At 31.9% G+C, this 12,761-nt stretch carries 12 protein-coding genes; 6 read left to right on the plus strand and 6 right to left on the minus strand.

Annotated features, from left to right (window positions below; translation table 11 throughout):
- Positions 1-2,300: 2,300 nt before the first annotated feature.
- From H4K33_RS00315 to H4K33_RS00340, 6 genes are all read right to left on the minus strand, one after another.
- Complete coding sequence (locus H4K33_RS00315; RefSeq protein ID WP_182646514.1) at positions 2,301-4,655, minus strand: toxin-antitoxin system YwqK family antitoxin; 2,355 nt, start codon at positions 4,653-4,655, stop codon at positions 2,301-2,303.
- A gap of 395 nt (positions 4,656-5,050) precedes the next feature.
- On the minus strand, positions 5,051-5,413 hold the full coding sequence (locus H4K33_RS00320) for a DUF2493 domain-containing protein (protein WP_182646515.1): 363 nt from the start codon (positions 5,411-5,413) through the stop codon (positions 5,051-5,053).
- A 75-nt stretch (positions 5,414-5,488) separates the two neighbouring features.
- Positions 5,489-6,352 (minus strand): AbaSI family restriction endonuclease, encoded by an 864-nt coding sequence (locus H4K33_RS00325; protein WP_182646516.1) that lies wholly within the window; start codon positions 6,350-6,352, stop codon positions 5,489-5,491.
- Between the two features lie 224 nt (positions 6,353-6,576).
- Positions 6,577-6,879, minus strand: a complete 303-nt coding sequence (locus H4K33_RS00330) for a hypothetical protein (protein WP_182646517.1) — start codon at positions 6,877-6,879, stop codon at positions 6,577-6,579.
- A gap of 60 nt (positions 6,880-6,939) precedes the next feature.
- On the minus strand, positions 6,940-7,848 hold the full coding sequence (locus H4K33_RS00335; RefSeq protein WP_182646518.1) for a YafY family protein: 909 nt from the start codon (positions 7,846-7,848) through the stop codon (positions 6,940-6,942).
- Positions 7,849-7,892: 44 nt separating this feature from the next.
- Positions 7,893-8,150 (minus strand): hypothetical protein, encoded by a 258-nt coding sequence (locus tag H4K33_RS00340; RefSeq protein ID WP_182646519.1) that lies wholly within the window; start codon positions 8,148-8,150, stop codon positions 7,893-7,895.
- Between the two features lie 135 nt (positions 8,151-8,285).
- Between H4K33_RS00340 and H4K33_RS00345 the strand changes: the two genes are divergently transcribed.
- The 6 genes from H4K33_RS00345 (at position 8,286) to H4K33_RS00370 (ending at position 12,687) form a co-directional block, all read left to right on the plus strand.
- A complete protein-coding gene (locus H4K33_RS00345) occupies positions 8,286-8,642 on the plus strand; it encodes an SLOG family protein (protein ID WP_182646520.1) in 357 nt (118 codons plus the stop codon).
- Positions 8,643-8,776: 134 nt separating this feature from the next.
- Positions 8,777-8,989 (plus strand): DUF6140 family protein, encoded by a 213-nt coding sequence (locus H4K33_RS00350; RefSeq protein WP_182646521.1) that lies wholly within the window; start codon positions 8,777-8,779, stop codon positions 8,987-8,989.
- Between the two features lie 71 nt (positions 8,990-9,060).
- On the plus strand, positions 9,061-9,912 hold the full coding sequence (locus H4K33_RS00355) for a YafY family protein (RefSeq protein WP_182646522.1): 852 nt from the start codon (positions 9,061-9,063) through the stop codon (positions 9,910-9,912).
- A gap of 30 nt (positions 9,913-9,942) precedes the next feature.
- Positions 9,943-10,239, plus strand: a complete 297-nt coding sequence (locus tag H4K33_RS00360) for a YkvA family protein (RefSeq protein ID WP_182646523.1) — start codon at positions 9,943-9,945, stop codon at positions 10,237-10,239.
- 22 nt (positions 10,240-10,261) lie between these two features.
- Positions 10,262-11,224, plus strand: a complete 963-nt coding sequence (locus H4K33_RS00365; RefSeq protein WP_182646524.1) for a vWA domain-containing protein — start codon at positions 10,262-10,264, stop codon at positions 11,222-11,224.
- 2 nt (positions 11,225-11,226) lie between these two features.
- A complete protein-coding gene (locus H4K33_RS00370) occupies positions 11,227-12,687 on the plus strand; it encodes a DNA/RNA non-specific endonuclease (RefSeq protein WP_182646525.1) in 1,461 nt (486 codons plus the stop codon).
- The last annotated feature ends 74 nt before the right edge of the window (positions 12,688-12,761 follow it).

A 12,761-nucleotide genomic window follows, 5' to 3' on the forward strand; every position in this document is an offset into this window, starting at 1 on the left:
TCATCTGCATATTATAATTAAATCTTAATCAATACTTATTGCAATAATACTCATGCTTTTCATAATATTTAGTGCACTCTTTAGAGTGATGTTTTTTAAATGGTTATCTGGAAATAGTTTACCTGATCATCACGTTATTAATTATCTTGAGGTAAGAGATTAAAAGGTCAGATCTATCAGTTTTTTGCTAATGTTGTTCTTTTGTTACAAGAATAATATGTTAGCTTACAAGCTCAATATATAGATGGAACAAATGGGATTAGTCTCTAATTGATACACTTTTGTATGGATTGGTTCTCTAAAGAAGAAGAAAGTTAAGTTAAAAATAAAATTCAACATATTCACAAAACAATAGAGAGTCATATCAAACAGAGCCGAAGTGAGTCAGTAATAAAATATTGTGCTAAAAGTATTGATAGCTTACAAAAAAGTTGCTGTATAGAGCTAATTTATTCACGCCTACAATCAAGTGACCAAAAAATTCATAAGAAGAATATTTACTTTACTTTGAAAAATGTGAAAAAACAACTAGAAACTTTAGGTACTCGTAATAGTTATAGTAAAACCAAAAGAGAAACCACTTTAATGTGAATAAAGAATACCATATGTAAAATGAGTAACTTGGGCTTACTTATAATATTTCATTTAATTACTGAAAATGAATTTGTTACATAGGTTGCAATTGTGCAAAGATCAATCGATATTACTCCTTAATGGATTACCTGGAGACCTTTGAATAAAGGTATAGACAACAAAGTAAAGAAATAGTAATAGATATTTGGAATAGTGACGAAGAAAATTATCTATATTTATTTGAGAATGAAATAACACTTTGTGTAAAATAATTAAATTTTACACAGAACAACTATAAGAACAAAGGTAGTTAAAAAAAACTAGATTTAATAGAAGAACTCTTGATAGGTGATGAATTTGAAAATTGATAAAAGTGATAGAAGAGTAAATGTAGTCTAGAGGTGAATTATCCTATAACAATAACATCTACGTGTTCTTCTCCGTTGAGTAATTTTGTTTTTACTAGTTCTGTAATTAAAAAGAGGAATAGTATATAACCGCTTAGATCTGAAAGGAAAGTAGATTATAAATACGATTATACAAAGTCTATGAAAATTTGTCGTAAAATTGAAAAGCAGTTTAATTTAACTCTATTAATTAAACAAACACAGAGAAAACTAAACAAATTCAATTCACACCAATAGACTATACCAAGCGCATTTAAAAAAAACTCAAAATAGCCTTAGTGATACTGTATACCTAAATGCTATAGCTGTCTCTAAAAGACGAACTTGAAAATATAGACGCAACTATTTTTATTGAACGATTAAAGGAAATAAAATCTTTAGAAGTGGCCTATATAACATTTAAAAACTCATCTGAAAGTGATAGAATTTATGATTATTGTTGTAAAAATGGATTACATTTTAAGCAACCTGGATTAGTTGATTCCAAGCGTTTTGGACTGCATGTTTTATGATGCTAATTAAGCAAAGATCAGAAGTAGAAAAAATGTAAAACATAAAATGGCTCGTTTTACAATTGATCAACAGTTGAATGATAATTAATTGTTGAAGATTTTTAATTTTTGAAAGCGATTGTAAGGTCGTGATCCTTCCACTTAGATAAGTTTAAAGGTATTTATCTAGATACGAATCTTGTTAGTTTTTCAAGAATTGTTCATAATTATTTTATTGAAAATAAAGGATTTAATAGTTGGAAAGATTTATTAGAGGAGCGATCGACCTAAAGATAACTAAATTTTATTGCTGTAAATAAGCATGTTTGACGCCTAATACAATCTCTAACTACTTTTTATATATTTCCTTATTAGTCATTAGTATTTTTGAATGATAATAAGCTATACACTAGCAAAAGGAGGAAAGCGTTATCATAGAATAGGAGCGTATTCATCTGTTTTTTTAATCGTTTCGCTGAAGTAAAATGTTATACCTCGCGATACAATAAATCACATCCTAGCATTCATAGGGGTTCATCATCAATTTGCATGTTTTTGTACCACACTTTTTTCAAAGTAATTCAAACGAAAATCAACTGAATGATTTTAACAGTTTTATCGGAGGGAATGGGGGAGTTTGGTGAGGAATTGGTAATTGGGTAATTGTTTTTGGAAAACTTTGTTATACAGGACTATCTTTCAATATAAAAGGATTAATTATACTAGGGTCTAATAATAGAGACTCATCTAAAAAAGTTGTTTAATAAAGAATTCGTGAGATAAGTAGCTTAGAATTCCTCTGTTTTTTATATAAAAAATGTTACAAGACCTACTTCAGTACGCCATTTTTGTAGTTTTCTTTTTTAATTATTGTATTTGTTTTTGTGTCCAAGTAAACAGTTCTACCATGACGTACACCATCTTTTATTTTGCGTTCTTCTTTCAAATCATTTCCTTTCTCTTGAAACACAAAATTACCAGAATATAAAGATCCATTTAGTGTCAAGTATTTTTCATCTTTTAAGATATTATCATCATAATTAGCCTCTATTTTTACTTCTTGATCATAGTAATAATAAGTCCAATTACCTGTCTTATTTTTTTTAAAAAAGTCTCCAATGATTTCAGGGTTATTCTTTGAATTATATAAAACAAATTGTCCGTCTTTATATCCTGTTTCATTTGAATTATCTCTAGTGGATAGAATAAAATTATATTCAAAAGAATAAGGATTAATTTCGTTTTCTATAGTTACTCTATATTCTTGTGAAGCATACGTATTGTTGTCATAGTATTCTGTTTTCTTACATTTATAGCTATCAGACTTTAAATTATAAATCTCGTATTTGTTTCTGATCGTTGAACTTAGTTTATCATAGGTGATTAATTCAGTTAAATCCCCATGATTAAACAGCATTTTTTCTATTGGTTTATTATTTGCATTCCATATCCAAAGATCGCCATGTAATTGATCATTTTTGTAATTGAAAGTCTTATCTACTTTTCCTTCTACTTGATATTGAATCCATTTTCCTTCCTTTAACCCTTTTTCATAATTTCCTTTTTCGTATGTAAAATAAGGTGTTCCATATTCATCATGATCAACATATCGGTGTAACCATTCACCTTCTTTTAGATCATTTTTAAAAAGACCTTTTGCCATCATTTGATTAAGCGAATCCTTAACCTCAAATAAACCATCTAGTTTGCCTTGTTTAAAAGTAGAGTTTTCTAGTACTTTTTGATATACATATCGACTACAATCTTCTAAATCTGTGTCTTCACCTTCTTCATCGCAAGGTGTTTTTTCTTGATTAAGATAGGAATATCTAACAGATTTCCCATCTAATTCTCCGTTGACAAAGTTTGCTTTGAGGTACAGTTCATTTGAATAAGGTTTGGCTACGCCATTAGCATCGCTGTACTTTGTATAATAGTACTTCCATTCACCAGTTTGCAAATCGTGATTGTACATTCCTTCACTTCTTAAAGCTTTAGTGATGTCATAAGTTTTCCATTTTCCATATTTCTCTCCATTTAAATAATTTCCTTGACTCATTAAGGTCAATTGGAGGGTATCTGTTCGAATGACTCCTCCAAGAAGCATTCTATTTACATCGAGATAAATTTTATAAGCACCATGAAGTTTATCGTTTTTATACTCACCTATGATTAAGCTGTCTCCTTGGATATCTTGAAAGGATCCATTTTTAATTCCATGGGTATAATGCTCCAGTTTTAGTACTCTTTCTTTTTTATTTTCTTCAAAAAAAAGTAATTTCCAAGCTCCATTTTTCTCGTCATTCAGAAACTCCCCAGTTAGTTTTAATTGTAAGCTACCCGTTTCTGGACTATAGGAATAACTTGAATAGGTGCCGTTTTGAATATCGTTTTTATATGTACTTACATAGGATAATTTATCTTGGTTGTAGATTTTTAGTGCTCCATTTTTTTTTCCGTTAATCATGGTTGTTTCAGCTTCAAGATTTCCTTCCTCGTCATACTCTTTAATCAACCCATTTTCAATTCCGTTATTGAAATTTCCAGATTTTTTTAAATTTCCGTTTTCATAGTACACTTTAAAGTTGCCATTCAACTTGCCATGGGCTAAAATATATTCTGATTGAAGAGTTCCATCAGCATAGTAGTCTCTTTTTTTGCCATTGTCGTTATCATAAGCACCGCCTTTTTTGATTAGTATAATCTTATATGCTGTTAAACTTCTATCAAGCCAATCTTCGTCTTTTCGTTTTTCAGTCGAAACTTGAAGGGTGAAATTTGAATTTGCATAGGTAGAAATTATTTGATTATTTTCAATTTCACTATTTATGAGTTTATAGCCAGCTGAACTAATAGAGTTCTGGATAACGCTATAAGATTCCTTATTAAAAATGGAATAAGATATTTTATTCGGATAACCTTCATCGGTGTATAAATAAAGCCAAGCTTCTGCTTTATCGCTATAATAGTCTTTATTGTATGACCAAGCAATGGTGTTGTAGTTGTATGCGCTTCCTTTTTCAGAATCATAGTACGTCCACTTTCTGTTGAGAAGCGCTTGATTAACTTCTTCCCAATTTCTTTTATTACATAGTGTTGCTAAATCATTTAAGGTTAATTTTTGCGCATAAATTGTAGGAGCACCAAATACAAGAAGTGTAAAATAGAGTAAAAATTGTTTCATCTAAAAAAAATATTTGTCTAGCGTATAATCAAGCTTACTTATTGAATGATAGGAATACGCTATTATTTAATAATGTTAATGAATTTATGAATTTACGAAGCTTTATTTTTAAACAAACTATGCTATTCGATTGTTTTGTGAAATAAAGTTAAAATCAACGGGGCAAACATAGGAAAGATTAATCTAAAAATAATAAAAATTTTCGTCAGATGTAGAATAATGAGAGTGTATGGATTTACGTTACGTCAAAGGGAATGTTAACACAATTTTATTTCGAATTCCATAAAGGCGTGATTTGATTTAGAACTATTTCAAAAATAAATACAAATGTGTGCAATAGCATTGGACAATCTACCTATTTTATTTTACGTTAAGTTAGCAAGTCAATATTACAATCATAAGTTAGTATAGTTTATGATTATTAGTTTTTTATTCATTTGTTCAGCCTTGGTCATGCTGTCTTTTGTTCCAGGAGAACTACCATTCCAAAAAGCAAAAATCAGATCAGCATAAGCGACAATTTGTGTGTTGCGCGCAGAACATGCTTGTCTTCCTAAGAGTTCCCAATCAGGATAAAATATTTTCATTTCTAAATTATGCACCTTTGCAAATTGTTCAGCTAGTGTATCAGCTCCTTTTGCTCCACCTGAAACAATAGTGATTGGTACAATGTGATGTAATTTACAATAGGTTGTTACTGTTTTATTTAGTAGCTGAAAATCTGTAAATTTTCTACTGCCAATAATAGCTAATTTCATAATTCGAGTATTTTTCAGTAAAACTATCATAACAAGGCGTCAAACTGTGTCCGCTATATTCTTTTCTTATTCAAATCAATCAAAAAGCGCATTAGAATAGGTTTTGACTTGCTTTGAAATTCTGCGCCAAACTAGTCCATTTTCTTTATTTGATGCCTTTAAATCTAATTCATATACTCCCTTGAAGCGATACATAATATCTCCTAACGGGCTTTTTACTCGTGCAAATACAATTCGCTTATACCTATTTTCAGCTAGAATACGCTCAATATGAGAAATAATCTTTTCTTGATTTAATGAGATTTCTGTAATCAGGTCTTCGTCATCTGATATGGTATTATTCCATCCATTGTTTTCATATAGTTTTGGAAACCAGATGGAAGTATCCTCTTCTTTCGGATGTCTGACACCACCTTTCCAAATTCCTTTGGGCTTATACGTATGACCAAAGCAATTCGCAGCGTCTACCATCGTTCTAAAAGCACAGTCATCGGTTAAGTCGATAAAGCCTTTATCAATATAAGTATGTGAGCTATAATCCGCTTCAAAGTCCCAAGGTTTAAAATTTAAGTTATTTTTTTTATCAGTAATGATGATTTGAATCACTTCATCAATACGGTGATTAATAGTAATTAAATCTTGTGATACATCTATTCTATAGACTTGATGTCCCGTAGCATTGATGATATCAAGTTCGCGTATTTCATCTCTGTTTATTTGGTTTTTGTGATGAGGTTCATCTACTTCAATATGAATTCCTAACTGCGGAAAGTACATGTCTGTTAAAGCTATTTCCTCAGGTCTACTGACATATTGCTGGGTTGTGAATTTTAATTCAAGGTCATTTAAAAGGTGCCAAATTCGGGTTACCACGTAATTTTCAAATCTCTTTTTTTGTGCTCTTGATAATTGTCTAGTAATGTAATCGAGTTGATTCATTATTTGTTTTTTTGGTTAAATTTCTAGTAAAAATAAAAAAGTAGAATAATTGTTGTTTAGCTGTCTAATATTGATATACAAAATTACGGGGTGACTTAGACAGTTGATGACGTTGTGAAAAAGTAAATGAAATAAAAAAATCCGACTAAAAGTAGCCGGATCTTTCTAATAACAATAAAACATTAACATCATGAAAACTTGAAAATTTCAGCATTTTCTAGTCTTTAAATCGTGCGTATTAAAGAACCGGATTCTTTTCTTACTTCTATCTTGCCATTGGTTTTTGTAACAAGTATATCTTGACCACTAAAGCGGGCATTGGTTGAATTAGTTGATGCAATGGTGCGAATAAGTGAACCAGATTCTTTGCGAAGTTCTACTTGACCTTTGTCTGTTGTAACAAGAATTAAGCTTCCATCTTGGTTGATATCACCATTAATAACACCAGAGGATTTAATTGTTCGAATTAAAGAACCGTTGGGTTTTCTTAATTCAAGTTTGCCATTTGTAATTTTAACTATGTTCATAAGCTTGTATTTTTTGATTCAGTACAAAGATTATAATTGATGCAGACAGAGGGTGTCGTCTTATTTTTTATGATCTATTTTATACATTTTGGCCAGCAATTCTACTCGGTCTCTTACTTGTTCTCTAAGCATAGCTGGCTCAATCACTTCACAAATAGGGCCATGGCGCATGATTTCTAGTAGGAAATCATGGGTAGGATGTATAAAAAGTTCTAAGATAAAGTGGTTTTGATCTTCTGAAATAATGCGTTGTGAATGATGAAAAGGCAGCGATTTTACATATTCTTTTTGTTGCATATCAAAGCGCAATACGATCTTTTCAGCTTCTTCATAGCGCTCAATGCCAAAGGCATGTTGATAAGCCTTTTCAATATTAATTTTAGGACTTGATTCCTTTTGCGTTGTGATAACCAAATTAGCCACGCGTTCTAAACCAAAGTTTCTAAAATCTTTTACATCCAAATCATAGGCAATCAGATAAAAACGGTTTTGTGTTTCTTTGATCGCTTTGGGGATGCAGCGTCTAGCGCTTGGTTCTTTAGTGAAGCTAAGATGATCAAAGGTAATTATAAGGCTGTGGTCAATGGCGTAAATAATTCCATTGAAGTGTTCACTTCCAGAAGATTTTCGTTTTTCTAGAAAAATGTTTTTGCCAACTTTTCTACTTTGTTTTAAGGCAGAAATTAGATCAAAAGATTCTAGCGTACGTTGAATGGTTTCATCTGCTGCGTATTCTTCACTTTCAATTTCATAGGCCTGCTTGCTTCGATTAAAACTAATCTCAATCCCCCAGATAGAATCAATTTCCTTCAAATCTCTTTGTAAGGTTCGTTGGCTTATCTCTAGTTGATAGCCAATTTGGTCTTGATTGTTATTTAAATAGCTTAGAATTTCTTCATAGGTACTGGGTTTTTTTCGAAGTAATTCGATAATAAGTAAGTGTCGTTTAATAAAATCTCGTTTAGCCATTAGGAAAGTGTTATGTAGGTACAATATCAGGTTAATACTACAATTTACCCATTAAATTGTTTGAATATATTCTTTTTCTGAGTGAAACCTATTTTTGGTGGATCTAAATGCAAATAAACACCTCCTAATTCAACTGTTATATGGGTGTGAATCAGTAGGTCATGGCCCATAGGTGTCATATCAATCTGAAGAGTACTACCAGAAAAGGTCTCATTTTCTAAATCCAATCGTCCATTATCTGATATAATCTGCTTTACCTTTTTGAGTTGTTTGTCATCAAGTTCTATAAATAAGAATGGCATATATTTTTTTTTAAAATTCTTAGGTAAAGATAAATTCACTCAACGGCAAAATGTGTCGCTTCAAATTGTTTTTAGTAAGACATCTTTTGTCCAGGTCATAGGGTAGTTTTGGCTCGAACAATTTAAACAAGTCGTATGAAATTAGCCATTATTGGAAGTCGAAGTTTTGAAGATTATGAGTTTGCTGTTACGCAGCTTCACGAGTTAATTCAAAAAGAAAAGTGGGTACTTACTCATATTGTATCTGGGGGAGCTAAAGGAGCAGATCAAGTAGGTGAACGTTTTGCTTTGGAACATAAATTGGAACTCTTACTGTTTAAACCCGATTGGAAATGCTTTGGTAAACGGGCAGGATTTATGCGAAATAGCGACATTATTGCTCATGCGGATGCTGTGGTTGCTTTTTGGGATGGACAATCTAAAGGAACGAAAGATTCAATTGATAAGGCTAAGGCATTAAACAAAAAAGTAGTGGTGGTACACATTGCATAAAAAAGGAAAGTCCACACTAATAGTAAAGGGCAAAGGCCTTTTTTTTGGAGTTTACTCAAAAAAAAGAGGCCTTTGCCCTTTATTTATAAGAAGAGTAATAGTCTAATACTATTTTCGAACTAAATTTTAAAAGCATGGCTAGATATGTAGCAACGGTGATCCAAACTTTTACCAATGAACAAGTATACCTTGAAAAGGGAATGCGCGTAGAATTTGTATCCTTTTCTCCACCTTGGATGGACAATGGAAAAGTGGTACAACAAGCCTTTATGCGGGTCTATGGAATTGATTTCTCAAAGGGAGGGGGATGTAGTCCTGCTTTTATAGAAGTAATTGAATTAAAATAAATTTTTTTTGACTTGTGCGTTTTGACAGCCAACCCTTCTATGTTTGCCCTGTCACTGTAATACAATGAAAGATGAAAGAACTACTAAGAATATACCATGTATTAGCTCTATTTGAGCGAAAAGAAGCCTGTACACAAGATGAAATAAGAAAAGCCATCAGTTTGGATGAAGCGGATTTGGTTAGCTATGAAACTTGGAACCGCTTGAGAAAGAAGATGGAGCTAGAATATGGTTTTGTCGTAACCTATGACAAAGAAAGCAACACCTCAAGGATCTCTTTTGATGCGAAAGTTGACAAAGATAAGTTGATGGGACTGATTCATCATTTTAAAACAATGGGACTTTTACAAGGGTATATTGATCATGATAAAGAGATGATCGAACGCGTTGAATTTGAACAAGGGATGAGTTCTGGTAGTGAAGCTCATTTTAATACCTTACAACATGCTATGATGCAAAACCACTCTATCTTAATTAGCCACCAAGGATATACTAAATCCGAGCCTGTCGATTATGAAGTGAATCCACTCTACTTCAAACAATACCAAAACCGTTGGTATTTAATTGCCGAAATTGCCAGTAAGGGCACCTTTAGAGCCTTTGGAATAGATCGAATCCAAAGTGTAAAACCCAAAGGAAAGGTGTTTAAAAATAGAATCAAAGAGGCAAAAAAACAGTTTAGTCAAGTTGTTGGTCTTGATTTAAAAGGTAATGGTCTTCAGGATGTAATTATCGCCTTTGACCCGAGTCAGAAGCCTTATGTGGAAAGTATAAAACTACACCAAAGTCAAACCGTTATATCAGATACACCTGAAAAATATATCATAAAAATTAGGGTGAGTCCCAACTATGAATTACAGCAACAAATCCAAAAGTTTGGAAGGTTAGCTGAGGTTTTAGAAGGGGATTGGATTTGTTTTTAAATAATAAATTGGATTTTTAATATAATACTAATGGAAGAAAAGAATAGTAAAAAGGGAGCATTAATTGTCGGAGCACTTGGGTTGTTGTACGGAATAAGTCCTATAGATTTAGTACCTGATGTTATTCCAGTCGCTGGATGGTTAGATGATTTAGTTATAGCAGGAGGTTCTATATTACATGTAGCAGAGGCTTATCTAAAAGATTATAGTAAAAGTTTAGCTACTCTAGTGAAAATGGTCAAGTGGATGGTTTGGATATTAGGAGGTATACTTGTATTGATTCTTGCTCTTTTTGGCGTGGCTATTTACTCTTTGTTTACAAATTAATTAGAAAGTAAAAGTTAGACGTATGAAATTATTACCCCTATACAGTTTGCTTTTCCTATCTCTTTTTTGCAGTAGGCTGGCCTATGGACAAGTAAACAAATTAGAAAAGAGAATTTATTTGTTTGATGTAACAGCTTCAATGGAAGGAAGGGGACAAGGCGGAACAGAGAATATTTTTGCCGATGTCAAGCACAGTTTACTAAATGCTATTGAAGCAGTTCAATCGCCTAAAACAGAGATTGTTCTACTTACTTTTACTAATAAAGTTCACGAAAAGAAAAGCTTTTTTATAAACGAATTGGATAGTATACGAAAGTATATTGATCAGATACAAGTTCAAAAAGGAGACACCAATATAGCTGATGCCTGGGAAGCAGGGGTGGAAGAAGTAAATCCAGATAAACTAAATTATGTATTTCTACTAACAGATGGAATTCACAATACAGGACCTGACAAGCAAATATTGTATGATCGATTAAAGGGATGGGGCGACTATGCTATGAATCATTACTATTATGGTTTCTATGTTATGTTGACTAAAACTTCTGAAGATGTAGAATTAGAAAAGGTTATTAAAGAAACAAATCAGCTTTACATTATTAAATCCCCTCATGTGAATATTACTTTTTTAACCACTAGTTCCGGATGGAAAGCCAATATTAAAAACAACAAACGAATCAAAATACAGTATCAAAAAAATACGTTCACTCCATTCCCGTATCAGCTGAATATAAAAGCTACCTTAAGCGATAATCCTTATTATAAAATTAAACGAGTAGACAATCACTTAAGTCAAGATTTATCGTTGATTTTAGAAATAGAAGAACTAGTACCCTTAAAACAAATACCCATTGAGGTTGACTTAACTTTTACGTTAGATTACGAGCGAGAAAAATACCCTATGCTGTTTATTGTTCCAGAAAAGGTGAATGTAAAGATTCAAAATAGAGGGATTAGAAGTGTAACAATTAAAGAAAAGAGATAGCGATGAGAAATGTTTTTTGGCTTATAAGTTTTGTTATACTAGTAGTTAGTTGTAATACAGTAACCGAAGAGAAAAGAGAAAACTATGACTTTGGAAGCAAACGATTTGATGAACCTTTCTATTACTTGCCTTCCAAACCTGAATTTTTAGTACAATCCCTTGAATACACTCCTAGTTGGTTTTTAACAGATACTATTTACCTAACCAAAACGATCGAAATTGAATTCAATGAAGAAAGTATTCGTTCGCAGTCAAAGGCTCTTATCAAGGTTGGAGATTCTTTGGGAAATCCAATTCCTGGGGTAGAGGTATATTTCAATTCTAGACAAGCTAGCGATAACTTGATAGAATTGATAGAATTGATGGCAATTGGTGAAGATAAACAAGAAATCGTCATCGGATTGAAGTTATTACCAGAGTATGGAGAACAAAACTTTAAAGGAGGGATTTTTCTTCTCTCTGATGATATTGATGAGTTAAATGGAGCTGCTGCTAATTATGATCAAAATCAATTTGCTGAGTGGACAGCAAGCCAAAAGATTGGAGGCACGTGGCTATTGTGGTTGGTATGGTTTCTTCTTTTTCTTCTTCTAATTTTCGTGTTATACAATATTATCTATTTATTAATTAGTTCGTTACCAGGGGTTAAGTCTATTATATCTAGTGTCCCATACAATTCGAATAAACCTAAAAGGTTGACCAATGATGTAAAAAACAAAAAGAGCAAAGTGAATAAGGCAAAGAAAAAAGCGCATAAAGAAGATTACTTTAAAGATATAAGGGAGGCAGTTGGTAGCCAGAAAGGCGCTAATCATAAGGGGAAAAAAGAGTATAGAAATTTAGATCATAAAATTTATGAGCATAATAACAAGATTTATTACGATAAGGAACAAATAGGTTTTATTACACTTTCAACGATAGTATTTACTCAGGATGCTAAAAACATTGGGGTTAGTAAAATATTAAACCACCCAAAGCTTATGTCTAAGAAAACTTATGTTTTTTATGATGGTAACGTCACAAATACAGTTGAAACGGATAAGCAAGGAAGGATCGCTATTTACAAGGCTATAATTAAGAACCCGATTAGTGGTCAAGGTAGAAATAGCTCAATACAAACAGATGCCTTAATTTTTAAAGATGGTGAAGTAGACGTGCCTCAAGAAACGGGGGGAGAACGTACAGATCGATATAATGACCAAGGGGGACATATCGTTCCTCATGTGTGTGGTGGTAGTAATTGTTTGATTAATATTTATCCACAGGCACATAATGTTAATAATTCTAGTGAGTTTAAAAAAGATGAAAGAAAAACAAAAGAGGCTTTATCTCAATATAATGAAGTAGAGTTAATTACAAGGTTTAGTTATAAAGGAACTTCATTAAGACCATTTAAAATAAAAAGAAAACACGGTTTTGATAAAAAGGAAATAGAATTCATCAATAATAATCTAACTAAATAAAAACGGAATGAATTTTTTTAATCGCGTTTTAGATGGTATTTCAAAGAAGGGAAAGAATAATTTACAATCAGATT

This window comes from Myroides sp. WP-1 (assembly GCF_014145635.1).
GTDB lineage: Bacteria > Bacteroidota > Bacteroidia > Flavobacteriales > Flavobacteriaceae > Flavobacterium.

Coding starts and splice junctions, on each gene's coding strand:
- H4K33_RS00315 (WP_182646514.1), bottom strand. CDS start 4,655: ATGAAACAATTTTTACTCTATTTTACACTTCTTGTATTTGGTGCTCCT.
- H4K33_RS00320 (WP_182646515.1), bottom strand. CDS start 5,413: ATGAAATTAGCTATTATTGGCAGTAGAAAATTTACAGATTTTCAGCTA.
- H4K33_RS00325 (WP_182646516.1), bottom strand. CDS start 6,352: ATGAATCAACTCGATTACATTACTAGACAATTATCAAGAGCACAAAAA.
- H4K33_RS00330 (WP_182646517.1), bottom strand. CDS start 6,879: ATGAACATAGTTAAAATTACAAATGGCAAACTTGAATTAAGAAAACCC.
- H4K33_RS00335 (WP_182646518.1), bottom strand. CDS start 7,848: ATGGCTAAACGAGATTTTATTAAACGACACTTACTTATTATCGAATTA.
- H4K33_RS00340 (WP_182646519.1), bottom strand. CDS start 8,150: ATGCCATTCTTATTTATAGAACTTGATGACAAACAACTCAAAAAGGTA.
- H4K33_RS00345 (WP_182646520.1), top strand. CDS start 8,286: ATGAAATTAGCCATTATTGGAAGTCGAAGTTTTGAAGATTATGAGTTT.
- H4K33_RS00350 (WP_182646521.1), top strand. CDS start 8,777: ATGGCTAGATATGTAGCAACGGTGATCCAAACTTTTACCAATGAACAA.
- H4K33_RS00355 (WP_182646522.1), top strand. CDS start 9,061: ATGAAAGAACTACTAAGAATATACCATGTATTAGCTCTATTTGAGCGA.
- H4K33_RS00360 (WP_182646523.1), top strand. CDS start 9,943: ATGGAAGAAAAGAATAGTAAAAAGGGAGCATTAATTGTCGGAGCACTT.
- H4K33_RS00365 (WP_182646524.1), top strand. CDS start 10,262: ATGAAATTATTACCCCTATACAGTTTGCTTTTCCTATCTCTTTTTTGC.
- H4K33_RS00370 (WP_182646525.1), top strand. CDS start 11,227: ATGAGAAATGTTTTTTGGCTTATAAGTTTTGTTATACTAGTAGTTAGT.